We start from the raw sequence: 25,600 nt of genomic DNA on the forward strand, positions 1-25,600 counted from the left end.
CGCCGCAACCGGAAAACAGACTCCCAATCAAGTGCTTGGAGGCTTGTTCACGGACAACTATGAGAGCTATGCGGGGACGTGGGTGATGACGGGTTGAGATAGGCGGCGTTCAAGGCAGGTGTCGAGCCTGCCCTAACCTCTCAAGGAGAGCGATACGCATGAACGAGAAGTCAGCCGTCTGCGGTTGACGATCCACTGCCAGAAATTCTGCGGAACGGAGCCCGTGAGCTGCTCGCCCGGGCCGTCGAGATCGAGCTGCAGGAGCTCGAGTTAGTAGCTGGCCGCCTCTGCGACTCGCCCGGTTGCGCCGAGAGCGCGAATTCGTAGTTGCCGTGTCGCCCGCAGTTCCCGACATGTGTCAGGCAGGAGGTGCAAATGCGACGGGTGATTGGCATCTGCCACACTCAACCAAAAACGCCTTGCACGTGAAAAGGCTATCTCTGATCATTCGTGGTTTGGTGCGCGATCACCACTTCTCGCAGCGCTGGGGCAGCTTGTGGTCTTGTCCTGTTGCTGGATGACATTTTCGCAGATAATCTGGTCTAGTTTCTCTCAGCCGACCACGATCCCTGCTCACTGAACGTAGGGTCAAATACTGACGCGGGTGCTGGGCGCGGCTCTGTGTTGGGATGTTGGAAACTCGATGTGACAATCAAACTTCAGACGGTAACGACAGACACACCCAAAAGCTGAAGGTTACTGCCGGCGACGACCTTGGAATCCCAGAGGAAGGCGGAACTTCTCATGGCATAGCCCATCTGTGAAGCGCAGCTTCATGGCAATCACGTTGCCTGGAGCATTGTCTACCAAAGAATGCTTTCCGGTCCGGATGGACCTGCAGCCCCCGAACAATCAAAAGCCTTGGAAGGGACGAGTGTCCCCGCAAGCACACGTGACACCGCATCGGACTCAGAGTCGGTGGTTTCTTTTCGCTCGCGGGTAACGAGCCTTCCGCTGACAAGCAGGGCGATCGGAGCGACCTTGACGCCCTTGCTGCCATCACCAGACCGCGCCGATCTTAGTCCAGGAGGCGCTCTCACCTCACCGGTGACGACAAAGGCGTCATGACTGGGCTTCACGACTTTGGATTTCGTAGACATTGCATTCTCCAAGTTGGTTGATGCCGCTGCAAGTTGTCCGCGCGCTACACTATCGCTCCTCACGGACACTTCAAACATCCGCCCTGTTGATGACTAGATCCTGAGATGCAGCAATTGTTTCGCGTCGATCAAACCATCTTCGCTGCTTGCAGAAGCGGAGATGGTTCACTACGAGCCAAACCCCACCGCGTGTCCGCTGCCAGACCGGAGCGATAAGGGCCTAGGCTGCAATCCGTACGGGGAGAGCGGAATAGCCGTGCACGAAGTTGGACGCAATTCGCTCGGGTTCGCCGACAACCTTGACCTCCAGTCCCGCATCCAGCATCTCTTCCCAGAGGACTCTCAACTGAAGTTCCGCAAGATGTCGACCAAGACAGCGATGGATGCCGAATCCGAAGGCGAGATGCTGCCGCACATTCTTGCGGTCGATGATGAAGCTGTTGGCGCTCTTAATGATCTCTTCGTCCCGGTTGCCGGAGATGTACCACATAACGACCTTGTCGCCCTTACTGATCTGTTTCCCGCCTACGATGCTATCGGTAGCGGCGGTGCGGCGCATATGTGCGATCGGCGTCTGGTATCGAATAATCTCGGACACGGCGCTCGAGACCAGCTTTGGATTGACGGTTAGTTTTCGCAGTTCGGAGGGGTACTGACTCATGAACAGGAGGCCGCCGGTAATCGAGTTGCGCGTGGTGTCATTCCCCCCAACGATCAGCAGAATCAGATTCCCGAGAAACTCACTCGGCTCCATATGGCGTGTGGCGGGCGAGTGCGCCATCAAGGAAATCAGGTCGAGGCGCGGCTCGGCATTGATGCGCTCGTTCCAAAGTCTGGTGAAATAGTCGAGGCACTCTGACAAGATTTTGCTTCGCTTGTCCCAGGTATCGATCGCATGGCCTGCTTTCGGAACTGCAACAGCTACGTCTGACCAATAGGTCAGGAGTCGCCGATCCTCAAATGGGAAGTCGAACAGCGTGGCGAGCATTTGCGTCGTCAACTCTATGGAGACCATGTCCACCCAATTGAAGGCATCATTGCGCGGCAGGCCGGCTAGAATCGCCCTGACCCGAGAGCGGATCAAGCTTTCGAGCTTCGTCAGGCTTTCCGGCTCGACTATCGGACTCACGGTATTGCGCTGTTCGGCGTGCTGGGGAGGCCCCATCTTGATGAAACTCTGGGTCCAGTGCTTGTCAGGCACGTCGACAATAGTGACACCTTGCTCTGACGAGAATGCTTTGTGGTTTGTGTCTACCGCTACTATATCCCGGTATTTCGTCAGGGACCAATATGGACCATGAGGGCTGTCTTGACAGTAGTGAACGGGATCTTCCCTTCGCAACCGCTCGAAGCAACCCCATATGCTGTCGTCTTGAAAGCGCTTGGCCTCGCTTACATCCAGATTGCTCAGCGGGATAATACAGTCGTCGTCAGCTCTATAATCTTCCAATCGCCTTTTCATGATCGTCTCTGTAGATTTTGCTCTTGAGAGCTTACGGATCCAGGATCGCGATTCACCGTTTCGAGCTGCCGTGGCGTGGGGCTGCGACCGGCCGCTCGACCAGACTATCTCAAAGTGCAGCTAGCTCCTCCCTACTATGTTGGGCAGTAAGGATCGAATTGACTTTCCAAGTCGATCTACTCAGCGGATCGGTGAGAGCTATCACCGCAGTTGGACGATGGTTCTACGCTGGAGGCAGCGTCGAGCCGAAATGCACAGTCATAAGTTCAGGCACGGCCGGAGTGGCGACTGCAGTCGAAATCACGCTATGCATAATCGTCTGGCTAGGACTGTTCAGGCAGATCTATCCAGACATCCGGAGGACCATTCAGGAGTGTATCCTGATCTGGAACGTAGATACTATCGAAGACCCTGAGACCATGCGCCATTGCCGCTCCAACAATTATAAAAGGAAGCTTGACCTGCTCCAGGTCTTCGAAGCTTTCAGCACCAACAATTCGAACAAAATCGAGTTTAAACTGTCGGAACTCAATTTGAGATGTAGCCGACGCTACTAGATCCTTGACGCTCGACGCTCCTTGGGCGATCTCTTTCCTCGAATGGTTGAGTGCCGTGAAGAGACACGACAGCTCATCAAGCTCGGAGCGGCTAAATTGCCTCAAGCGCGACGAAACTGGCACGCCGTTTTTGTATCTCACGGTCGGCACAAACCGTATCTCGCAATCGAGAAGGAGGTCTGCGACGGCGCGCTTCACCAGGATCGCCTGACCGATATCCTTGAGGCCGAAGTAGCTGCGAGTTGGTCGCGCATAACAGATCCAGCGGATTGCCCCGGTAACGGCTTCCTTCAAGTACTCCTCAGGCCCATCTAAACGCAAATGATAATCGCCTTGCGATACAAACGTTAGATAGCCAGGCGGGAACATTTCGGTATCGTTCGAGGAAATCACGGCAGTTGCTCCCGCACGTAGGGCAAGCCCAATATCATCGTCCAAATTGAAATCGTAGCTCCCACCTGGTTTGAGCTGGCTCTTGTTCGGGTAGACCGTGACAATCGCGACGTCATTCTCCGATGCCGCTCTCCTGATCAGTTCTGCGTGCCCAAGATGCAGGGCGCCTAGAGTGTGTACCGTCCCAATAGTCTGACCTGTTCTCGCCACCTCCCGGATGAAAGCTTTGCCTGCGGAAAGACATGCCAGATGCATTTTCTTACTCCAGTTTCTTCGAAAGCCGAAAGTGTGCTCTGATCGGTCGAATCGCAGAAGGTCCGCCCCGCGTGTCGTATTGACCGCGCACGTCAGCGAGCCCCCAAAGAGCTTTAACGCCCGCTCACAGCTCGGACTACCGCACCAACCTATTCTAAGCTCGCGGACACTGTAGCCCCTTCAATTTTGTGGTTTCCTAAGCCGTCAGGTTGACCCTTCTCGACCACGTCTGATCAACGATGAGAATTCGTCCAGATAGCTTGATGGCTCGCGCGGCTGATCACTATTCAAAGCGGCCTGCAGTCCCGGACATCGGTCTGCAAAAAACGGTGGCTCGAATGTCGTTATCTTAGCGCCCGAAAAGTCGACCTTTACGAAGCTGGCCTGGAATGGCGATATCCCACTCAGGTTCGCGTCGCGCAAGGACGATTGGTTCATGCGAACGTATGCGACGCGCGCTGCCTCCAGGTTGCTGTCGGCTATTCCGGCGGCGAGATATGCCTGAACGAGATTGGATCCTTCGAGATTTGCGTGATCCAATGCCATCGATTGCGGCGGATCACCGGTAATCATTGACCTGTAAAGGTAAGCCTGGGATAGGTCTGCATGCTCAAGATCGCAGTCGCGCACAAAGGCACAGCGACCACGAAAGCCCGTGAATTTGGCGGCTCGCATTGTGCTCTCTGTTATCGAAATGTTTTCGCCTGACGCCCGAGATAGGTCCACTCCATCGAGCTGACAGGAATGAATGGATGCACCGTTCAACACAGCACCGACGAGGTTCGCGTCGGACAAGCTTACGGACAGAAGCCGCGCCTCCGTCAAGTCTGCGTGCTCCAGCTCCGCACTTGAAAGATTTGACAAGTGAAGGTCAGCGAATGGAGCACAGAGGGCTCTCGCCGTAACGCGGCCGCTCACCTTTGAGAGCCTCAGATACGGAAGATGAGCGCCTTCCAGGACAAGACCGTCGACCGAGGTGGGACGCACGATCGATAAACAGTCCCCCTTTGACTGGAAGAACGAGCAAGCCGCCAGATGCGCCTTCGTGATCGTGACTTGGCTCAGCTTGGCAAAGCGAAAGGAGGCGGATGGAAGGAAGCATTCATTGATGGTCGAACCCTGTAATTCCGCGCCATCAAATACAGCATCGCTCGCGTCGCACTGGTAAACGAGGAGCCCGCTGAGCATCGCGTTGTCAAAGCGTGTCCTTTTCATGCTGCAACCGTGGAACAGACTGCCGGTTGCATCAATTACATTGCGCAGACTGGCGTCATCGAAGTTGCAAACCTGCGCTGCAATCGCGTGCATATACGCAAAATCGAGCTTGGTCCCGAGGAAACTTGCCCTCTCTAGCCCCGGACAGACAAGGTTCGCCCCAGAAAGGTCTGCCCGATCCAACTTTGCTCCATAGAGCTGCGCACGATTGAGGGTACAGCGTCGCAACGGGAAATCTGACAGGTCGTGACCGTTAAAGTTCTCGGAGGATAGCTGCAAACCAATCCCAGTCTTTCTGATCGCCTCCTCAGTTCGCCTGCCGACAGCGGCCACTGCGCGCAACCGATCAGCAGCTCGGCTCCAGTACCGAACAAACTCGCCATCTGATGAAAGGTTGTTTTTCGTCTCTGACCAGTGCTTTGCCCCTTCATTCGCGGTGCACTCGCTATCAGCGCCGATCGTTTGCGGCATGTCGACAATTCCGTATTACGTATTCGTCTGCGAAATGGCGACACGATGCGTCGAGAGGCGCCTATTGTGTCGGTGGCCTCCCGCAGCCGGCACGCTTGAGCACGTCAGCCGAATTCTAGTCATGCCCCCTCCCAGTGCCGCTCGCTGCGATTGTTGACCAAGCCCGGCAACGCTGACAAGGCAACGGTCGTCTGACAGTGAGATATGTCCAGAAGGCGCGATTTGTGTCGTCGGCTCATATAGGCAAATCCACATCGCTCTCCATCAAACCGAACGCGAACGTTTCAAGGTCTTGCTTATTTTTCAGAATGGCCCCACCGCTTGCGGGCGGAAAAATGATCGTTCATCTAGGGCTGCACTCAGCCCTTACTCGGTGTTACCCCATTTTCGATAGCAACGACCGTGCCAGCCGCATCAGTCGCAAGTAAGGGGCTGAATAGGCTTCATGAAATCGTAATTGACGCGAATGCTTTGAACCTGACAAAGACAGTCTCGTTGTCAGGGACCGCACCATGATCGCAAGGCTATCGCGCAGCGAAAATTCCGAGCTCGTTTGCAGGAGAGCAAGAGCCGCGAGTCCTTGCGGGCACGCAATCGAGGACTTGCAATTCGACACGTGCGGATCGCCGGCCTCACGGTTAGGGAGTGTTCGAACTCGGTTAGCCCAGCTCCGCGCGCTGGTCGGGTCCACCTAGGGGGGAAGGCGACCCTCAATGGAGGGATACCTTCCATCAGCTGGATGGCTGGATCATCCGAAGGCTCTTGTCGCGCCGCGCAAGCCGTGGCGGAACGCAGCCTGGAATGAATATCCGACCGCACGGCTGCACAGGAGTTCAAGCTGGTCAGGCTGGTCTCACTGATCCCTTCGCTTCAGCCGCAAGAGCCCGTTCCTGAAAGCTGGATGCGGGAAACTGCACGTCCAGTTTGTGCGGCGGACGGAGGCCAGCGCAAGAGCAATCAAGCGCGCCTCCTCCGACCCGACACTGTGGGAATTGGAGTTCTATGCCTGGCGCGGAAGCCGGTGAAATGAAAGACATGATCCGGGGTCGTCACATCCAGAGCAGGGGCTTTGGAATGCAGGTATCATCCCAACGACAATGGCTCCCTCTCTGTCTCGATCGAGGGCGGCGGCTCGCCATGGAGCTTGGACTCAAAGCCCCGCAGCCGCTGATAAATCGAAATCAGTTCGACAATGGTGCTCCATGAGTTGATAAGATACTGAAACGAGGTTCTGACCTGCGCGAACGCATTCAAAATCTGGTTCATCGCGCCAAGCGTAATCTTGCCCGCAATGATCGTGGGTGCGAGCAAGACATAGGGGAAAATGGTGTCGGTCTGCAGGTAAACGATGCGGCCTACGTTAAAGTACATGAAGTTCAGATAAAGCCGGAAATAGTTCCTGCGAATGTCGCCAAACAGCATGCTCAATCCCGGCGGGTCGGCGCGAGCGGGGTCGTCCTCGCCGAGCACTAGTTCCTTGCGATAGGCTGCTTCCACCCGCTGGTTGAAAAACTCGATTCTCGGCAAGCGGATTCCGATCAACGCGAGAACGCCGGTGCCGAGCACCGACCAGATCACTGCTGCAAACACCAGCGGATAGGGAATGGAACCGATCAGAGGTAGTTCTGTGATATTGCTGGATAGCCTCACCAAAACAGGCAGGAAAGCCAGGAGCGTGAGCAAGGCACTGATGAGGTTGACGCCGAGACCTTCCATGGTGCTCGCAAAGCGCATGGTGTCTTCCTGTACGCGTTGCGAGGCGCCTTCGATGGCGCGCAGCCGCGGCCAGCTTGCAACATAGAAATCGTTCATCGCCGTCCGCCAGCGGAAGATGTAGTGACTGACGAAGAAACGCGTCATCACACCGACCACGACCGCAACAAGAGCAATGCCGGCAAAAGTCGACAACTCGCTGTAGAACTGCTGCACCGTCACTTGCGCCGATTTCGAAAGCGCGGCCTGGACAAGATCATAGAAGGGCCCATACCAGCTGTTGATGGCGACGCTGACCTGGACCTGAAAGTAGGAGGTGAACAGTATCAGCGCGGAGCCAAGAATCGACCACCTCGCCCAGGGATGCGGCGCAACCAACATCCAGCCAGCCGCAAATATCGCCGAGCATGCGGCGAAATAGAGGTCGAACCAGAGAGCCGGCGCCGACGTGAACGTCGCCAACCCGACCGATCTTTGCGGCGCTTCGAATAGATTGCTGGCGAAGCCATGCCAGACCAGCATTGCCAGTGCGGTCCAAACGATCGCCGAGAGAAAGAACAGCTTGGGTCGGGGGAAGAACGAGACGAACATGGTTAGCACTGAGGTCCGAGCATCTGTGGCCTCTTGGACTACAGGAGACCGTCGGGCGTCGTCAACTTAATCGACCGCCGAGCTGAAGGAGGTACCTCTCAAAGGCTCGAGATTCGGCGATAGCGCTTGTCGTGGAGATCTCGCGCCGAGCCGCGAAGGCTCGCTCGCGCGAAGCACGACGGAAGTCGGCAGTGGCGGCTCCGGGATAGGGGATGCGGAAAAGGTTCGCGACCTAGCGTCGTCGCACTTCGAACAAGACAATCAGTCGCAATCAGATGCAAGTGGTTGTGACGGCTATTCCTGACGTCACAACATCGTAGGTCAGGTTTGCTGAAGTCGCCTCCTCGCGGGGGTCATCAAGCGAAATGATTCATCGAGCAGAGCCATTAGAAACCACAAGACGGCGCCGACATCTGCCGGCTGAACGACAGGTGCGGACATCGGCTGGCACGAACATCGCGCTGCGGTAAAAAGTCCCTGCAATCAGGGCAGCTGAGCTTACCCCTCGAAATACATGTTAGATGGCGCAATGGAGCGCCAGCTTGCGGCATTGAGTCCGGCTGAACGCGCCTCGGTATATCCGCCAATCCTCATCTAAAACCAACAGCAGCATTTTCGCGCCCGTCAGCTTCTCGAAAGCTGTCTTTGCAAAGAACTGGTCACCAACAGAGGGGAGGCGGATGAACATCGATCCACGGAAAGCCGCAGAGGCCTCGGTTTGACAGTCACCGCACCGGGTAAATCGTCAAGCAGTCGAACTGAGCGTATAAGCCAGCTCACCGGTGCGGCTGCCGGCCGATCAAGCAGACTTTGAAGTCCAGGTGCATGGTCTGCATTCCATTCACCAAACATCGGATCCTGCTGTCGCATCATCGAGTGCGCCGAATGAGGCGGTGCCGCAAACCAAGCACTATCCAGCCGCATCATTTGTCAGCGGCGCGCCCATCTTGCCGCAACGCAAACGGGCGCGACGCTTGAAGCGCTCAAGAACGAGACAGCCTTGGCCGAACAGCAATCAGCACGATGGGCGCCAGCAACCGCAACGGGGGACGAAAGTGTCGAGCGGGACCGCATTTTCGACAATGTAGCGGCATCGGGATATCTCAAGCTGCATCGTTTCCTGAACCAGGACGGCGATTGCGAACCAAGCACGGAAGCCAGCACATGTGCGATATCGCATGTCCGTAACACGGCGCGGGACCATTCTTCCATTGAAGATCCTCTGGAGCGACATTCCAGGGACGTGTGAGCCAGGCTGGATGGCCTATGTGTGGTAAGCCAACAGCTTCTCCATTCGTGTCGTTGGTCGAAGATCCCTCAAAACTCACGGTTTCGCGTGACCGCGGGGCGAGAGCGATCGCCAACAACGGAACACGCTGCATACCTACGCCGTACCGAAGTCCGCGGCCTGGACGCCCGACAACGACGCACTGAGCAGTATTGGCCTTGGAATGAATGTGGAGGATCAGGACAACATCGATGCGGATGTGGATTTGATGTGCTCGCTGGGCAGACCGTGAGACCGAGCGCTTGTTCCCGGGCGGCTCCCGAACGGCCAGCGAAGGGAATCTCTACAAGCGGCAGACTGGAGACTAATGATTAGACAACTGGCGACCGCACCGTTCTCGCATGTTCCTTGATGTTCACCAAGACGACCACCCTAAGGAACAGTCTTCCCAGCGGCGCCGCTTCACGAAGAACGACAATGACTTCGCGAATAAAGTTCAGATCAACCCATCCGTTGACCTGCCGCAAGGGACGAAGGCGCGCCCACATCCTAAGAGGTACCCGACGCTCTGGAGGACACCCTCGCACATTGTTCGCTCTTCCACCGCCCTCATTGGAGCGCTGCGGCCTCGCCCCGCATCGATCCGATCGCCACCGACACATTTGGCGGGAGGTTCGGATGAGCGACCCACTAAGGCGGAGCATCGATCCCTTCGGCAGCTCGACCTGCCATCGATCGCGCGATCAATCAAAAGAGCTCGGGTCCGACCGCATCAACGGATCAGGTCAATGGAGTATTGCTCAGCGCCAAGGCATGCCGTCGCACAACGGCCTATTCGCTACCTGGATGCGTTCCATCAAAACAATCGATTTTGCCGATCTTGCCTAAAAGCCCCATAGTCGATCGTGATCTATGGAGGCAGCATTCACGAATGTCCTGCGGCAATCGATTATTCTTTGAGTCCCTTGCCGGTCAAATCGGCTTGCGCGCTCGGGCGTCTGCATCCCAGAAGTTAGCTCCCGCGCGTCACATAGAAGCATCACGCGGCTCGCTGCCGTCTCCTTGCTGAATTGGCACGTATGAGGTCGATCGGACGACCGTGACGTCACGCCTTAAGTCCAAGCAAAGACAACTGCCTTCTCACACTGTCATCGGCGTTGGCTCGAGCTATGCCTTAATTGGACCGACGAAATGCTCATGACATTGTCGAGAGGGACGCGCCTTACGCGCAGGTCAATAGTCTGGTCCGGACTGTGTCGTCATCACTTCAAAATGCTGAGTTCGAGAGCATTGCTACAACCAGCAATCAAAGGCACTTGAATCTCACCTAGCGTCAGATTGTAGGATTTCAGACAGCCCCGCGACACAGAACCTGCTCGCGTGAACTCTTCCTAACAGGTAGCAAGAATTGCGAACGTCTCAAAAGCACGATGCTCCGCCGCTCCGCCCGGTCACGTTGCTGGACTGCTCCTCTCCAGGGCCAGCGTCCGACATCGCCTATGTGCAGATCGGACAACGCAGCGCCGATCCCCTCGGAAGCGAATCAAGATGCGGCGCGCGAGCAGAACGCTGGCGGTCGCTATCTTCCCTTTCCGGGCACACGCCAACTTCGAATTCGAGAACCGATCATTCTGGCGCTGCGCACGCCGTGAGACGAAACGGTGCCGGTGGAGCCACCTGGAACTATGCGCGACGGCAACAGCGTGCAGCGCGAAGCGGCCATCGTCCGCAGCTTTCGCTGGGCTGCGGCGTACAGGGGGACCTCTGGCGCGATGGAACTTCAGGACGGTTGACGCCTTGCGTGCAAACAATTGGCGGGGGCGAGGGTGTTCTTCAAGCCGAGGGGGGCATTGATCGTTTCTGTCGTGCGTCTCGGCCTGTGAAGCCATTGGCCAGATGCGTCGCGTGACGTGTCTTCGAATACGGAAAGGCTTGCATTGTCGTGACTTCACGACACGACGGCTCAACAGCCCAGCAAGACTGACCACGGACCAAGACGAATTGGGAAAGTTGCAAATGTCGATTTCGCTCACCTGTTCCGCCACAAATCCGATCGTCTCTCCCGCTTTGGTTTCGATTGCGCGGCCTGGCGCTATTTGCACTGCAGGTGTCGGCTCAGTGCATGCAAGAACGGCTGCGATCGGCCCACAGACGCGTCAGCGGGCTGCCGCGGCCTTCAGCCTTTTAAACAAAATCAGATCTCGTGCTGGCATGAGGGACATGTTGAGCGGCGTCGACGGCGTAAGCAGTCCGCGGCGGTCCGTGGTCCATCCGATGACGATCGACCCGCAGATATTGGTCGCCTGTCAACATGTTCCGCCCTATCGTTTCGGGCTGTTCAAATTCACGCCAACGCAACCGCCTCTCAGTTCCATCGAGCCCCATGGGCAATCGTGACGCGCTCAGGTCTTGGCGTGGATGGACGAGAGGCGATGAAATGCGAATTCTCCTGGTTGATCATCACGCGGAGTTTGCCCGCAACGCGAAGGAAGCGCTCTTGAATTGCGGCTTCGCCGTCGACGTGACACGCACGCTGGATGAGGCGGCGGCCGCGCTCGATTGCGCAAACTATCACATGATCCTGCTCGAATCGGCTTTGCCCGATGGAGACGGATTGGACTGGCTGAAGCAGTTGCGGCGCGAGGGACGGTCAATGCCGGCCATGATGATTAGCAGTCTCAATGATCTCAGCCGGCGGATTGCGATATTCAATGCAGGCGCGGATGATTTTCTGCCCAAGCCCATGTCTATCGACGAACTCATTGCTCGCATGCGAGCTATTTTGCGACGGTCAACGCAAATGACGGCGCCGGTGGTGACATTTGGGAATCTGCATTTCGATCCGATCGCGAGACAAGTCTCCGTCGGCGGTCGAATACTGAGAATTGCGCGCCGCGAAGTGTGCATTCTTGAACATCTGCTCAACCGCGCCGGCCGTACCGTGCCGCGCGCATCGCTCGAAGATAGCTTGTATGCATTTGACGACGAGGTCTCGACCAATGCGCTGGAAGTCGGGATTTATCGCTTACGCACGCATTTGAGCCAGGCGGGCGCAACGCTCAGGATCAAGACCGCGCGTGGTGTCGGTTACACCCTTGAACTCATTGGCGCAGCATCGGCTGCCTAGCCGATCGAACTTGAAAGCAACACTCCCTTGAACGTCGTTAACAATGACGCCGGCGCTGATGAGCCGTCGATGGTCGCCGGCGGCTCGCACTATGCCGCATTTCCCCGCCTCTGCTACGTCCTGTGCGCAGTCGCTCTGCTATTTCCGCAGGCTGTGACAGCTCAGACAAAGCGGGATGACAAAGGAGAACCGCCACGTGCGGCGCCTGGCAGCACCACCGGAACGCTCAACCTTACCTCCTCACAGGGCAAGACAGTTCATCTCACCGGACCGGCTGCAAGCATTTTTATTGCCGACCCGGCGATTGCGGATTATCAGGCGCCGTCGAACAACACGATTTTCGTGTTTGGGAAAAAGTCCGGACGGACCAGCCTGTTCGCCCTGAACGACAAAGGAGAGGCTCTCGCCGAGCTGCGTGTTGTCGTCACCCAACCGATCGAGGATCTGCGGGCCGCGCTGAAGGCCGAGGTCGGCGACTATCCGATTCAAGTCAGCTATACTCCGCGCGGCGCGATCCTTAGCGGCACGGCGCCCAATGCCGATGTCGTCGAGACCGCCAGGAAGGTCACGGAGCAGTTTCTTGGGGCGGGCGCGCTGGTTGTCAACAAGATCCAGGTCGCCGGCTCATTGCAGGTGAATCTCAGCGTACGGGTGGCAGAAGTCTCCCGCAGCGCTGTCAAGGATCTCAATATCAACTTCACCGCCTCGAGCCCAAACGGCGCGTTCCTTGTCACCGGCAAAGGCGGCGGGTCCGGCGCGGCCGGCGGCGGCGGCACGATCGGGATCGGGTTTAACGCCGGCAATACCAACCTGAGCGCTGTTCTCGACGCTCTCGCGAGCGAGCACCTCGCCTCAATCCTGGCTGAGCCGAATCTGACGGCGATGTCTGGCGAAGCCGCAAGCTTCCTCGCCGGCGGCGAATTCCCCATTCCGGTGATGCAGGATAACCGGCAGGTTTCAGTCCAATTTCGCCAATTCGGCGTGAGCCTCGAGTTCGTTCCGACGGTTCTCAGCAATAATCAGATCAATGTCCGTGTGAAGCCCGAAGTCAGCGAACTGTCGAGCGAAGGCGAAGTCAAAATCAACGGCATGGCGGTCCCTGCCCTCTCGACTCGGCGGGCGAGCACCGTGGTCGAGCTCGCCAGCGGTCAGAGCTTTGCAATCGGCGGCCTCATCAGGCGCAACTTCAACACTGATATCGGCGAGTTTCCCTGGCTCGGCGATGTGCCGATCCTGGGTGCGCTTTTTCGCTCCTCGTCGTTTCAAAAACGTGAAACCGAGCTGGTCATTATTGTCACGCCGTACATCGTGCGGCCCGGATCGAACCCGAACAAGATGAGTGCGCCAAGCGACCGCATCTCACCGCCCTCAGACGCGGGGCGGATTTTAACGAACACGGTGGCCCGGCCGCCGCGAGACCGCGATGCGCCTCGCGTCAGCGCACCAGGATTGACCGGCAGCGCCGGCTTTATTATCGAATGAGGATCGTCAAATGACTTTGCGACAATTGTGCCATTTGATTGGTCTTGCAGCAACATTAGGCGGATGCGCAAATACTGCTTCGGTCCATTACAGACCGGCTGAACAAGCGATTCAGGTGGAGCAGAACAGCAGTATCTTGTTTTTACGAAGCCTTCGTGGCCCCGAAACGCATCGGCTGCGGAGTTTCATTGCGACTGCCAGTCAGGGCCGGCGGGATGCACTCCATCTCGATGTCACCGGCTCCCCGCCCCTCATCGCGCAGGTGGCTCACGAGGCCCGGGCCATGGGTGTTGCCTCCTATAACATCCGCCTGTCCACTTCCCCGCTCGATCCGCCCGCCCGTTCCGGGGTGAGGATCGAGGCGATCACCTTCGAAGCCCATACTCCGCCCTGTCCGTCGCTTTCCATCGTCGGTCCTACTGTGAACGACAATTCGTTTGACCCGACGCTTGGTTGTTCGACCAGAAGCAATCTGGCAACCATGGTAAACGACCCGCTCGATTTGCTGGACAATCGATCAATCATGACGAGTCATGGCGATCGTGCCGCCATTCCTGTTGCCAGCTACGGGACCTTTGCCCCGCGCAGTAAGACTAACGGCGAAGATGGCGCGGGCAGGAAGGCAGAGTCGGAAGCCGCGGGGGGGGCAACAACAAGGGAGGTACAGCCGCTTCGATAGCGCGGGTTTGCTATCGCAGCCCCAGGTAAAGCCGATCTAGACCAGCCCGGCGGCATAGAGTGCTTTGGCGACTGATTCGAAATACTGCGAAGGAACCGGGTTGCCGAGCTTTGCTTTGCCGAGCAGCTGACGTGCCAGGACATCGTCATCCACAATGTTGAGGCGCAGCGCGCGCGCCTCGCCAAGCAGTATTGAAGCGGCGTCCCCCTCGCCACGGCAGACCAAGACCGGCACGCCGGTCTCGCCACGTACATAGCGCAGCCCGATCAACGTTGTCGGGCCCCTCAATATCAACGTGGCGCGATGGACGCCGAGTGGAGCCTCGTTCGCCGACTCTTGCCGGAGACGCCGGTGCTCACGTTTCACCTGCGGATTGCCTTGCTGTTCCTTGTTCTCGCGCTTGGCCTCCGTTTCCGTCATGCGCATGTCCTGCATAAACAACCAGCGCTGGATTAGAAGGTCAGCCAATCCGCCGACCAGAAAAGCTCCAGCGGCAATCCCGGTCAGCAGTTTAACCTCGCTGAAGACGAAGCCAAAACAGCCCATGCCGCAGACCGGCAGGTATATCAGCGCCTTCCAACTTGCGAAAACGGTGAGAAAGAAGGTCGCACCAAGCAAGACGACTTTAACCAGCGTCTTGCCAAGTTCGATGGCTGAACGTTTCGACGCGATCCGTTTCAAGCCTTTGATGGGATCCAGTTTCTCGAGCTTCGGCTTGAGCGGCTCCGAAGCAAACATGAAACCGCCATTGGCCAGGACATTGGCCAGAAGAGCTGCTGTCACGGCAGCGGCGAGCAACGGCGCAACAGTTGCAATCGAAAGTTCTAGCAAGCCGCTGAGCGCTTGTGGCACCGCGCTGGTGAACGGCTGCTCTTGCAGTTTATCGACCAGTCGGACCGTTTCTTGCCATTTGTCCTCGATGGCACCCGCTCGCCACCACAGGCAGCCGAAACCGGCACAGGCGCTGACGCCGCTCACCAGATCGGAGCTGCGCGCGCTCTGCCCCTTCTTGCGCGCATCGCGCAGCTTCTTGGGCGTCGGAGGAAGCTTTTTCTCCTCACTCGTACCGCTCATTTCAGGAGCTTCTTCAGATAATCGAGCATGCTGTCCGAGTTCAAGATTTCAGCTTCCGCGTATTCCAGTAGATAGACGGTGTAGCTGACCATGATGATGCCAAAAGCGACATTCTTGATCATCGGGGAGAGATCATTCATCTTGAGCTGAGATGCGAAACGGCCGAGCATCATGACCGAGATATCGATCAGCAGCAGCAGGGCCAGCACCGGCCCTGCGACCAGCAGCGTCGTCAGCATGATATGATCGAGAAGGGCCAGACATTCCATTGCCCCTTGCGACGTCACTGCAGGCAGGAACTGATAAACGGGCCAGACCAGATAGCTGCCATAAAGGCTCTTCACCATCGTCTGGAGGCCGCCGACCAGAACGAAGATCGTAACCGCCGTAATGCCGAGAAAAAGCCCCGTTCCGGACGCTTGGCTGTGCGTCGCGGGATCCTCGCCCGCAATCTGGCTTGAAATTCCTCGTTGGGTATCGATGATGTCGCCGACTGCCTGGATACTCCATAGTGGAATACTGAGCAGGATGCCGAGCACAAGACCGACAAATACCTCCTTTAGGCCAAGCAGGGTGACACTGACCAGACGCGTGTTCGGGTCCAGTGCCTGCAGGCCGAGCTTCACCTGCGCGAGGCACGGCAGGCCGATCGCAATCGTCAGGCTTCCCCGAATCAGGCCGCTGATGCGCGGCCGGGTAAAGACGGGAAGCACTAGCATGATGCCCAGGGCGCGGGACGCGCTCAGAGCGGTTGCGGCGACGAGCTCGATCGCGCTCTGGACAACAGCTTGCGCATCTGTGGGTGACAGGCCAGCCATCCAAGCTCTGCTAGTATCTTGCGGTGAGTGCAGGAAATTCGCTGAAAATGCGCTCTGCTTGTTCGATGAGTGGAGCGCTGAGCACGGGAGAAAACGCGGCGAGCACGGCGACGACGACCAGAAGCTTGACCGTCAGCGGCAAGGTTTGATCCTGGAGCTGGGTTGCCGCCTGGATGAGGCCAATGATCAATCCTGAGATGAGAGCTGCGAGCAACGGCGGCAGAATCCAGATCATGAAAAGGACAAGCGATTGGCTCAAGTACGTGAGGATGCTGGCTTCGTTCATCGTCAACCTCCTGGCGTCGTGTAGCTTAACACCAGCCCGTGCATGAGCCGTGACCAGCCGTCGATAGTGACGAACAGAAAGAGCTTGAACGGGACAGATATCACCGTCGGAGAGACCATCGACATGCCCATGGCCATCAAGATCGTCGTGACGATCAGATCGATCGTGATAAAGGGAAGATAGAGAAGAAAGCCGATTTCGAAGCCACGCTTGAGCTCGGAAATCAGGAACGACGGCACAAGAATTACAAAATCATCTGCCGTGGCGCTGCCGCGCATCTCCTCCGACCAGACATGTTCGGTGGACGACAGGAAGAAGCGGCGCTGCTCTTCGTTGGTGAACTTCTTAAGATGGGCTCGCAGCGGCTCCTGCCCCTCCTTGGCGGCCGTCATCCAGTCGTCGAAGCTTTGGTAGCGAAGTTGGGGGTCGGTAAGGCGATTGTAGGTCTGCTCAAAGACCGGCGCGCTGATGAATACGGTCAGGATCAGTGCCGCTCCGTAAAGGACGATGTTCGGCGGTATCGATTGGGTCCCCAGCGCATTACGCACGAGGAAGAGAACAACCGAGACCTTGATGAAGGCGGTAGTTGTGACGACTGCAAAGGCCAGCAGGCCAAGGCCGACGGTTATCGCAAGAAGCGCAAGGATGCTGGGTTGAATCTCAGTCATTAAGCGCCAACCTGCCGCGTAACCTGACGGCCAGTTCCTCGCCGATCCGCACGATGTCGCCGCGGCCGATACGTTGGCCGTTGGCAAGGATATCGACCGGGCCGTCAAGCGGCCGGCCAATTTCGAACACGTGGCCTTCGTTGATGGTTCGCAAGGTTCCCAACGGCATCGGCCAGCGGCCACATTCGAATACGAGTGTGATCTCGAGACTGTCGATATCGGCCTCTGAGGGGGGCTGCTGCGTCTGGCTTTGTGTCATCACATCTTCACTTTTCAAGGGGTGGGATCGCAAGCGGAATGGTCCCCGCAGCACGAGCCTATCGCCGCCAATCTCTGCAGGAGCCCACAATCGGTCTGCCGTGAGAATGATCTGGCCTCTAGCGAGGGGAATTGCGTCCGGGAGCAGCGCGTCGCCTTGCCGTGCTTGGCGAACAACGCCGATCGTGACGCGGAGCGAACCGATATGGCCTGCAACGATGACCGGGAGGTCAGAAAGCAGCCTGGGCGTCTGTCGCGGCAATCGGCCAAGCAACTCGCCGAGGGCGCGGAACGCCGACGGAACCTGAACGTCAAGAGGCGAGAATAGAAGCAGGCGAGCCTTGCTGGCGAGCTGACCATAGACGACGTCAAATTCAAGATAAGGTCTCGCACTGGGCGCTTCATCAGTGCGAACAAGCTGCAGATTCCGCTGCGTCATTCTTTCCAGCGGAGCAAGCAAGGGTTCAAGCGCAAGTTCCAGGATCAGCGAACGCGCCGGCTCAGAAGGTAAGGTAAGGCCGTCCTGCACGGTCTCAATCAGCGCTTCGGCAAGCGGCCCGGGCAAGGACAGGATGAGGGTTTCACCGTCTGCTTCGAAGACGCAGTCGAGCATCGATGCCGGAGCCAGCTCCGCCTGCCAGACAAGCCGGCTTACAACGATCGATAGCGGCTTCTCGCCGAGACGGCTTTGCAGAGGTGTGCGCAAAGCTGCGATCTCATTGAGCCACGAGGCCACAGCGCGAGAGAGGGTCAGCGCCGGTATAAAGGGTGTGGGGCCACCCGATCTGTATGTCGCAGGCTCTACTTCCACATTGCAACACCCAGGCTCCAGTACAGGAAAATCGGCCATCATGTCGGCTCGCCTCCCATTTGCCCGGATGGGCTTCGCCGGTAGCGGAGCAGGACCTCATCATCGGCTTCGCTTTCAGCCGCGGCCTCGAAATGCGCATTGGTGATGCGCCGAACGTCGCGCTCGATCTCATGCCATTTCTGGCTCGCGGCCGAACGTTTGGTCCAAAGGCTGCGCGCCTCAACAGCCGCAGCCTCGGCCTGCTCTTGAGCAGCACGAGCCTTACCAAGGCTCCGCTGCGCCGCTGCGATCTCGTCTGTGAGCCGGCCGATGATGAGATGATGGCGACGCTCCAGTTCGGGGACTGAAATCGCATCGGCCGACAACATCTCCCGATAAAGCTCCGCTTCGACCGTTGCGCGCCGTCTTTCGGCATTTGCAAGATGCTCGCAAGCTTGTTCGACGGCTTGAACCGCAATGCGGCGCTTGGCTTCCATGTTGGACAACTCACGGAGGGCGCTCCGCTCCCGCATGTCCTTGACGAGTCGCAATTTCGACGCGTGAACGGGATTCAGGCGGTCAGACGTGATATCCATGCGATCGTCTCCTCAAAGCTGCATGCCTCGTCCTGACCCTGGCGCAAAAATGCTCGCAGATCCTCGATGGAGGCAATCGCCCGGTCGGTTAGCGGATCAGAGCCTTGCTTATATTCGCCGACCTTGATCAAGAACTCGGCCTCAGCGTAGCGCGAGAGCAGATCACGAAAGAAGGATGCCGCTTTACGATGCGGCACAGATACGATTGCATCCATGACGCGGCTTCGGCTCGACAGCACATCGATGGCCGGAAAATGCTCTCGAGAGGCCAGCGCGCGCGAGAGAATAATATGGCCATCGAGGATGCCTCGTGATTCTTCCGCAATTGGATCGCCCGTGCCGTCACCTTCGACAAGCACTGTATAGAACGCCGTAATGGAGCCATGCTCGCCCATGCCGGCGCGCTCCAACAAGCCAGGCAACAGCGCAAACACGGAGGGCGGAAAGCCGCGCCGGGTCGGCGGTTCTCCTGCGGCAAGGCCGATTTCACGCATGGCGCGGCTAAAGCGCGTCAAAGAATCCATCATCAGAACGACGCGCAGTCCCTGGTCACGGAAATATTCGGCGAGTGCCGTCGCCATATAAGCGCATTGCGCCCGCTCCATCGCCGAACGGTCAGAGGTCTCAACCACGACTACGGAACGGGCGAGGGCCTCTCCAAGCTGACGTTCGATGAATTCTCGCACCTCTCGTCCACGTTCGCCGATCAGCGCAACGACGGTGACGTCGGCCGACGCGCCTTTTACGATCTGCGACATCAGCGTCGACTTGCCGCAACCGGCATCACCATAGATTCCGATTCGCTGACCTTCTCCACACGTCAGAAGGCCATCGAGGACACGGACGCCGAGCGGAAAAGGCTGTTCGATGCCGCGCCGTTTCATCGGATTGGGTGCCTTACCCCGCAGAGGGCGGGCTTCCCCCGCCTTTATCGGACCTTTGCCATCGAGCGGACGCCCAAAGCTGTCGACCACTCGGCCGAGCAAATCGGGGCCGACCGCCACTTCCTGCATTCGTCCGGTTGTGATCACCTCCGCACGGTTGGACAGCCCGACCATGTCACCGATCGGTGTGAGTAACACCCCGTCGGGCAACAGGCCGATCACCTCGGCCTCGAGCGACCACCCGGTGCGGGGATCCTGCAACAGGCATAGTTCTCCAACGCGGGCCTCGGGCAAGACAGCATGCAGAAGCGTGCCGATTGCCCGCGTGATCCGACCGCGGACGGCGCGCGTATCGATATGCTTCGCAGAAGATCTCAAGGATGAGAGCGCGGCGTGGACAGTTCCTTCTCCGGCGGCGGCTTCATGGGTCGGTTGTTGCATGGTCACGATTCACCTCCGTGCGAAGGCAAACCTAACCCGAGCCGTAGGGCGCGGAGCTGCGCGCCAAGTCCGAGATCGACATTGCCAAACTCGCTCCACAAGACGCACTGGTCCGCCGTCAGCGCCGGATCGGGCTCAATCCTGACCTTGGGCCGCCCTTCCAGTCCGTCATAGCCCCTGAACTCACTTGCGAGCAGATCGGCCTTCAGAGGGGATACGTGAAGGCACACTTCCGTGTTCTTGTATTTCTGCTCAATGGCGTGACGAACGCCCCGCACCAGCATCTCGCCCGGATCAAACGCCCCAAGCAAATCGCGCACGATCTCAAGCACCAGCTGCGGCAATTCCCGCTCCAGAACAGCCTTTCGCTGCGCGAGTTCACAAGCAGCCTGCGCTATCAGTCGCGCCATCTCTCCTGCGCCTGCCTTTGCGCCCTCGGCGCGGCCCCGCGCTCGTTCCCGCTCATAAGCCTGGCGTGCCCAACCGCGAACCCGCTGCAGATGCCGCTCGGCAGCAGCCCGTGCCTCTACGGCATCGTGCCAGATCTTGAGCTCGGCTGCCGAGATCAACGGCCCGAGGGGCCGAATCTGTGGTGCCACGGGGAATTCTGGGGCATCGGCTGTCATGCCCTGGCGGCCTCCGTCCTCAAATGGGCCGTTACCAGGGAAAACAGCGGGCCGGCCGCGCTACGGTGTTCAGCACCCGGATTCTCCGCAGCGGTCCCAATCGGCAGGCGTAGAAGCACGCGGATACGGTCAAGTGATGAAGCCTTTTCGAGCCAGGCGCCGAGACAAGCATGCCCGTCGCATTCGATCTGTCGCGACAATTGCTCAGGATCGACAATGGGGGTCGTTGCGACCGCATTGGATAAATGCCGGACCCCGAAAGCATGCGCTTCAGCACCGATCATTTCGATTAATATCGACAGATCGTGCCGGGATACCAGCTTGAGGACGGAGCGTGCATGCCAGATGCTGCCCGCGAGCAGCGCAGCCCGACGCGGATCGTGCCCGAGCAGAGGGTCCTCGTTCCAGCCGGCGCCGCTCAGATCCACTTCGCTGCCAAGCAGCAGCTCGGCCAGTCTTGGCTGCAGCCTGGCACTCCGCTGTAGCCTGACCAATGCGGGAGGCGACAGCAGCGGATCAAGACGCTCAGCGAAACGGCTCGGATCGATCGAGGCCACGAGCTCGCGCAGCCGATCGGCAGCCAGCGTGAACGAACGATTGGGTTCGGTTGATGATATCGATGTCGACATGAGCGTCCTGACTATGTCGCATCAGAAATCATCTTTTTGCGGGCAGCCTGCACAGCGGGCGCACTCGAACGTGCACCGAAAATGGTCCATTTGCGCGATGATTGTCCGGGCCGACGAAGACGGGTGCCCAGCAACACGTAAGATACGATGCCGAATGCGGCGCCGGCGCCCCCCACACCGAGTGCAAGCAACGGCATTGAACCAGATTTGGCTGTTTGAGCCGCAGCGGCCGCCGGCCCGGCCGACTGCTCGAGCGTTGCCCGCTCAACCGGCACGAAGACGACCGCGACCTTGTCGTAGGACAAACCTTCAATGCTGTTTGCGACAAGCATCTTAATTTGCGGTAGCAGCGTAGATAGTTTCGCGCTGGAGCCATGTCGGATGAAAACCGACGCAGAGGACGGGGTCGCATCTTGGCGCAGCAAATCGTTCTTCGGAAGAACGACATGGACACGAGCTGAAAGGACGCCGTCTATATCGCTGATCGTGCGCGACAATTCTTCGCTTAGAGCATAAACATAACGGGCCCGCTCCTCGATCGGCGAGGCAACGAGGCCCGATCCTTTGAACACTTCGCCAAGATTCTTGAAGGATTGGCGCGGCAGCCCCTCGATATTGAGCAGGTCAATCGAATAGGCAAGCTGCTTTTCCTCAACCTGGATTGTACTGGTTCCGTCCTTAGCGACAACACGAACGGCATCAACACCCTTACCAAGGAGAAGCGCAAGCATCTCATTAGCCTCGCGCTCCTGAATTTTGGTGTAGAGATCAGCCTTGCAGCCGACCAGCGGAAGCAGAAGGGGCAGAGCAAAACACATGCGAAGTCGCCGCCACGATTGACGACCGCCGCCGCTACCCCTCTGCATCACGCCACTCATCAACCTCACTCAGCCTGCCGACAGCAGCTTGTTTAGCGACGAGCTGACGGCACTGGTACCCTTGGACACGAGCGAAACCTGAATGACGTCTCTGTAGACGTCCCGCAGATTGACCATCATCGAATCGAACTCCGCTCCAACCGGCTTAACCGTCGCATGTGCGCCGCCGTCGTCCGACTGCAAGAGCGGCTGGGTAGCCGGTCCAGGCTGCAGACCGCTCACAGCAGTCGGCACGCCTCCGACAGCCGGAGGAACGGCATGGCCATGGTACAGGCTGGAAAGGGTGTGAAGGACGCGGTCGCCCGGCGGACTTGCCAACGTGTTCGCGCGCTGGACCTCCGTTACCGGCGGAGCAACCACCGGCTTGTCCGCGACCGGGGAGGCAGCTGCTTGACTGGAAGCTGCTTGCGCGAGAGCCTGCTCAAAGTGCGCCTGCTCGCCAGGAGCTGCCGGCGAGCAGGCATTGGGAAGACAGCCAACTGCATTGGAAGAGATCGGCGTTGCGCCTAACATCATGGAAGGAGTCATTGTTCTCGCGTGATGTGACCAGGCGTTTTGACCGATAAGCGGATCAAGGTCATAGATTAGCGAGCTGACGAAAACCTGACGAAGATGCCGCTGATTGCGTCATCTAAAGATCACGTTTGACTTCCAAGTTGGAATGAAACTCCAGTGTTATTCTGAGTGGAAGGCGTCTGGGAATGCTCATGCGATCTAAGATGGTGCAAATTTTGAAGAGAGCTCTATATGTCGGGGTTTTCGTCTATCTCGGAATAATGCGGGCGTTTGGCGCATCACTTTCACTACCCTCGACCCCTTATAGCTACACCGTTCTCGATCAGGATCTTTCTGCGGCGCTTCAGGAGTTCGGCAACAATCTCAATATCAGGGTCAATGTCAGCGCCGAGGTAAGGGGCAGGATTCGCGGACGAATGCCGGACCTTCCGCCGCGAGAGTTCCTCGATCGTTTGACAGCCCTCTACAATCTTCAATGGTACTACGACGGGCTCGTCCTTTACGTCTCCGCTGCCCACGAGGCGCAAAGCCGGCTGATTGTGTTGAACCCGATCAGCTTCGATGCGTTCAAGACCGCGCTCGATGCGCTCAACATCTCCGATGAGCGCTTTATCGTGAAACCGGCTCCGGGAGAAGGCCTCGTCCTGGCTTCTGGCCCACCGCGCTTTGTTGCGCTGGTGGACCAGACCCTCAAGGGCCTTGTGGCGGAGGCGCAGGCCCGGCGGGATCCCGTCGCGGCCGAAAGGCCACAACGCGAGTCGGTTTTGATGTTGTTTCGCGGCTCCTCGAGCACGGTCGTTCGGGACGGACGACCGGAAGGTCATTATTCTTCCGACACTCCGCACCAGGATGGCGTCGTGCGCGAAGCCGGTCCAGGCCTGAAGTGACACTTGATGATGTGTCTCCGAGCGATTTGGCGAACTGGCCTTGGCTTAAATCCATCAGATCGTCCGCTTCTCGAAAGCTAAAGGTGCCTAGCATGAGCGCGCGATGTCTAGACGGCCAGCTCATGGAGACAGCCGCGGATGTATGCATTAGGCACGGGATGCTCGAGCGGAAGGTGCTTAGCGCCATCTTTAAACGTAGCGCGAGGCCTTAGCAATGCGAGCCTTCGAGCACGTGCTTCGGAGCTAGTACGGGGGAGATTTTGCATAGCTCGAAGTGCTCCATCATTTGAAAGGAGGAACGGGGTGGATTTCAATGCAGTCGGCTCGGCGACTACGAGCCCAGAGCCCGACACACCGCGACCGACGACGGACACCACCGGCTTTGAGCGGCAGCTCAGCAACACACAGGCTAGTGCTCCGCCAGATGGAGCTGCTCCTCCAGTGCTGCAGGGCGAGGCTTATTCGCCATATCTGGACGCTGGCCATCCCTATTCTCCATATCTGGATGCTGGGCAGCCCTATGCGCCATACCTGGATTTAGCGCTCCGCTATTTGCCAGACTTGGGTTGGCAGGATGATCTGTATACGCCCCCTGCGGCCGATGCCGAGCCAGAGCCGGAAAACCTCCCGCAACATCTCTCGCAGCAAACCATCGCTCAGGCCATCGAGGAACATCCTGGTTTCGATCAAGATCTGATATGGCAGAATGTGGAAGTCGACCCGTCGCATTCCGAGCAACCGCACGTGGAGGCATCGGAGGCAGAGCCATCGCATGCCGGACCATCGTGCGTCGCCCCATTGCGGCCTGAACCATCGCACGCCGGCCCCTCTCACGCCCCGCCATTGCAAGCGGGACCGCCTCAAGCTGGGCCTCCCGAAGCTGCACCGCCAGAGCTTTCCGAGTTCCGTATGCTGAACGGACATCTCGCCAAGGATTACTGGGTGTTCGCTGGTCAACCAGCCACAGGCGCTCAAATCGACATGCTGGAGCGCAGCGGAGTGAAGCCGAGCAAGCACGACCCAACGCAGGTTTTCACCATGCTCGGCGTGCCTCACACAGCCGAATGGAGAGAAGAGGGCTTCATTCGTCTCACACCGTCGCTAGACCCGACTCTTTGGCCCGAAGGTATGGAGGAAGACCGACCTGCAGACCCGGAAGATCCGCCCATTCACTAGCGGCTGTAGCCGAGCCACGGCAGGGTCATCTTCGAGGGCCGACAGAGCGACCTTGCCGACGAGCACCTGATGAAGGCGATCGGGCCGGCGGCTATTCCGCGGCCAAGCTCCTCTTTGAGGGACATTTCAGAATTGCAATGGTCACGGCAGCGTCCAATCAAAGGCCGACCGACCCGATTAAGCCAAAGTTCGATATGGATGAGATCATTGTTCATATGGACGCGCTAGAAACAAACGCGCTGGCGCTAAAGAGGACAAAGTCGGTATAGCGCGTCCAGCGACATCCCGCGGGATTCTAGAAGATCGCGGGACGGTCATGTCCTCGACGACAAAGGTAAGAGTGCGTTCTGAAATAGGATAGGCGCGTTCTGACCGCGCAGGTCCAACATTCGAACTGCTTGCCCCGCCTGCCGCTTGTCCTGCCCTGTTGGCAGACGTGAGCACCCACAATGCAAGGACGCGAGCGATTGATAGTATTGGCGTGACTGCAACGGCTCGCCCTCATGGGTCAACTATCACAGCTTCGGTAGGCTGGATTAATGTCACTGGTCGAGCTTTGCTCCGCAAGCATCAGCGGACTTCTGCGAAAGTACGAGCATTATCAGGATCGCGCTCCAACAAAACGCTGTTGCGGTCGTCCTGCATACGGCCGAAAGCCGCCCACCCCCTCTTCGCCATCCCAGCTGCCGCGGCTCGCCCCTTGGAGTACTCCGTAGCCCCGTGGGTCGGTCAAAATCCCCCGGGTATGGTCACTTGAAACTCCCCCACCTGATGATCGCCGTCAGCGCCGCTGAACAGCA

Annotated in this window: 22 protein-coding genes and 1 pseudogene; 6 read left to right on the plus strand and 17 right to left on the minus strand. The window is 58.2% G+C overall.

What is annotated here, in order from left to right:
• Positions 1-1,320: 1,320 nt before the first annotated feature.
• From WN73_RS13825 to WN73_RS13850, 6 genes and pseudogenes are all read right to left on the minus strand, one after another.
• Entirely contained in the window at positions 1,321-2,562 is a 1,242-nt protein-coding gene (locus WN73_RS13825) for a cytochrome P450 (protein WP_271553274.1), read from the minus strand.
• A 323-nt stretch (positions 2,563-2,885) separates the two neighbouring features.
• A complete protein-coding gene (locus WN73_RS13830; RefSeq protein WP_097669630.1) occupies positions 2,886-3,767 on the minus strand; it encodes a pantoate--beta-alanine ligase in 882 nt (293 codons plus the stop codon).
• 204 nt (positions 3,768-3,971) lie between these two features.
• The gene (locus WN73_RS13835; protein ID WP_271553276.1) at positions 3,972-5,453 is read right to left on the minus strand and encodes a pentapeptide repeat-containing protein; all 1,482 of its coding nucleotides are present in this window, start codon (positions 5,451-5,453) and stop codon (positions 3,972-3,974) included.
• A gap of 1,083 nt (positions 5,454-6,536) precedes the next feature.
• The gene (sbmA, locus tag WN73_RS13840) at positions 6,537-7,757 is read right to left on the minus strand and encodes a peptide antibiotic transporter SbmA (protein ID WP_271553277.1); all 1,221 of its coding nucleotides are present in this window, start codon (positions 7,755-7,757) and stop codon (positions 6,537-6,539) included.
• Positions 7,758-7,823: 66 nt separating this feature from the next.
• Positions 7,824-7,989 (minus strand): annotated as a pseudogene (locus tag WN73_RS13845) (IS6 family transposase); the annotation flags it as partial.
• A gap of 285 nt (positions 7,990-8,274) precedes the next feature.
• Positions 8,275-8,445: a hypothetical protein gene (locus WN73_RS13850; RefSeq protein WP_271553278.1), complete on the minus strand. Its 171-nt coding sequence runs from the start codon at positions 8,443-8,445 to the stop codon at positions 8,275-8,277.
• Between the two features lie 1,218 nt (positions 8,446-9,663).
• On the opposite strand from WN73_RS13850, the gene WN73_RS13855 reads away from it, so the two are divergent.
• From WN73_RS13855 to WN73_RS13870, 4 genes are all read left to right on the plus strand, one after another.
• Positions 9,664-9,873, plus strand: coding sequence for a hypothetical protein (locus WN73_RS13855; protein ID WP_143279380.1), 210 nt, complete (start codon positions 9,664-9,666; stop codon positions 9,871-9,873).
• A gap of 1,549 nt (positions 9,874-11,422) precedes the next feature.
• Positions 11,423-12,112 carry a response regulator gene (locus WN73_RS13860; protein WP_161533292.1) on the plus strand — a complete coding sequence of 230 codons (690 nt, stop codon included), beginning with the start codon at positions 11,423-11,425 and terminating at the stop codon, positions 12,110-12,112.
• 27 nt (positions 12,113-12,139) lie between these two features.
• Positions 12,140-13,594 carry a type II and III secretion system protein family protein gene (locus WN73_RS13865; protein ID WP_271553280.1) on the plus strand — a complete coding sequence of 485 codons (1,455 nt, stop codon included), beginning with the start codon at positions 12,140-12,142 and terminating at the stop codon, positions 13,592-13,594.
• A 10-nt stretch (positions 13,595-13,604) separates the two neighbouring features.
• On the plus strand, positions 13,605-14,273 hold the full coding sequence (locus WN73_RS13870) for a CpaD family pilus assembly lipoprotein (protein ID WP_271553281.1): 669 nt from the start codon (positions 13,605-13,607) through the stop codon (positions 14,271-14,273).
• Between the two features lie 36 nt (positions 14,274-14,309).
• On the opposite strand, the gene WN73_RS13875 is transcribed toward WN73_RS13870, so the two are convergent.
• The 11 genes from WN73_RS13875 to WN73_RS13925 are packed head-to-tail and all read right to left on the minus strand — an operon-like array spanning position 14,310 to position 22,749.
• Positions 14,310-15,347: an EscU/YscU/HrcU family type III secretion system export apparatus switch protein gene (locus WN73_RS13875; RefSeq protein WP_161533290.1), complete on the minus strand. Its 1,038-nt coding sequence runs from the start codon at positions 15,345-15,347 to the stop codon at positions 14,310-14,312.
• Entirely contained in the window at positions 15,344-16,165 is an 822-nt protein-coding gene (gene sctT / locus WN73_RS13880; RefSeq protein WP_097669623.1) for a type III secretion system export apparatus subunit SctT, read from the minus strand. The genes WN73_RS13875 and sctT overlap by 4 nt, the downstream gene beginning before the upstream one ends.
• A 10-nt stretch (positions 16,166-16,175) precedes the next feature.
• The gene (locus tag WN73_RS13885) at positions 16,176-16,451 is read right to left on the minus strand and encodes an EscS/YscS/HrcS family type III secretion system export apparatus protein (protein ID WP_097669622.1); all 276 of its coding nucleotides are present in this window, start codon (positions 16,449-16,451) and stop codon (positions 16,176-16,178) included.
• A 2-nt stretch (positions 16,452-16,453) separates the two neighbouring features.
• Entirely contained in the window at positions 16,454-17,119 is a 666-nt protein-coding gene (gene sctR, locus WN73_RS13890; RefSeq protein ID WP_097669621.1) for a type III secretion system export apparatus subunit SctR, read from the minus strand.
• Positions 17,112-18,230: a type III secretion system cytoplasmic ring protein SctQ gene (gene sctQ / locus WN73_RS13895; RefSeq protein WP_271553285.1), complete on the minus strand. Its 1,119-nt coding sequence runs from the start codon at positions 18,228-18,230 to the stop codon at positions 17,112-17,114. Before sctQ ends, sctR begins: the two co-directional genes overlap by 8 nt.
• Positions 18,227-18,763 carry a hypothetical protein gene (locus WN73_RS13900; RefSeq protein WP_097669639.1) on the minus strand — a complete coding sequence of 179 codons (537 nt, stop codon included), beginning with the start codon at positions 18,761-18,763 and terminating at the stop codon, positions 18,227-18,229. The genes sctQ and WN73_RS13900 overlap by 4 nt, the downstream gene beginning before the upstream one ends.
• Positions 18,739-20,088 (minus strand): type III secretion system ATPase SctN, encoded by a 1,350-nt coding sequence (gene sctN, locus WN73_RS13905; protein ID WP_371740535.1) that lies wholly within the window; start codon positions 20,086-20,088, stop codon positions 18,739-18,741. Before sctN ends, WN73_RS13900 begins: the two co-directional genes overlap by 25 nt.
• Positions 20,089-20,090: 2 nt before the next feature.
• Complete coding sequence (gene sctL / locus WN73_RS13910; protein ID WP_097669618.1) at positions 20,091-20,714, minus strand: type III secretion system stator protein SctL; 624 nt, start codon at positions 20,712-20,714, stop codon at positions 20,091-20,093.
• On the minus strand, positions 20,711-21,343 hold the full coding sequence (locus WN73_RS13915) for a nodulation protein NolU (protein WP_271553287.1): 633 nt from the start codon (positions 21,341-21,343) through the stop codon (positions 20,711-20,713). The genes sctL and WN73_RS13915 overlap by 4 nt, the downstream gene beginning before the upstream one ends.
• Before the next feature lie 11 nt (positions 21,344-21,354).
• Complete coding sequence (gene sctJ, locus WN73_RS13920; protein WP_271553289.1) at positions 21,355-22,221, minus strand: type III secretion system inner membrane ring lipoprotein SctJ; 867 nt, start codon at positions 22,219-22,221, stop codon at positions 21,355-21,357.
• A 9-nt stretch (positions 22,222-22,230) separates the two neighbouring features.
• Positions 22,231-22,749 (minus strand): nodulation protein NolB, encoded by a 519-nt coding sequence (locus WN73_RS13925; protein WP_246740489.1) that lies wholly within the window; start codon positions 22,747-22,749, stop codon positions 22,231-22,233.
• Between the two features lie 173 nt (positions 22,750-22,922).
• On the opposite strand from WN73_RS13925, the gene WN73_RS13930 reads away from it, so the two are divergent.
• Both WN73_RS13930 and WN73_RS13935 read left to right on the plus strand, forming a co-directional pair.
• Positions 22,923-23,624, plus strand: a complete 702-nt coding sequence (locus tag WN73_RS13930) for a secretin N-terminal domain-containing protein (RefSeq protein WP_179880058.1) — start codon at positions 22,923-22,925, stop codon at positions 23,622-23,624.
• Between the two features lie 441 nt (positions 23,625-24,065).
• Entirely contained in the window at positions 24,066-24,800 is a 735-nt protein-coding gene (locus WN73_RS13935) for a hypothetical protein (protein WP_245570204.1), read from the plus strand.
• The last annotated feature ends 800 nt before the right edge of the window (positions 24,801-25,600 follow it).

It is taken from the genome of Bradyrhizobium sp. CCBAU 45394 (genome assembly GCF_028128655.1).
In the GTDB taxonomy this organism is placed as follows: domain Bacteria; phylum Pseudomonadota; class Alphaproteobacteria; order Rhizobiales; family Xanthobacteraceae; genus Bradyrhizobium; species Bradyrhizobium diazoefficiens.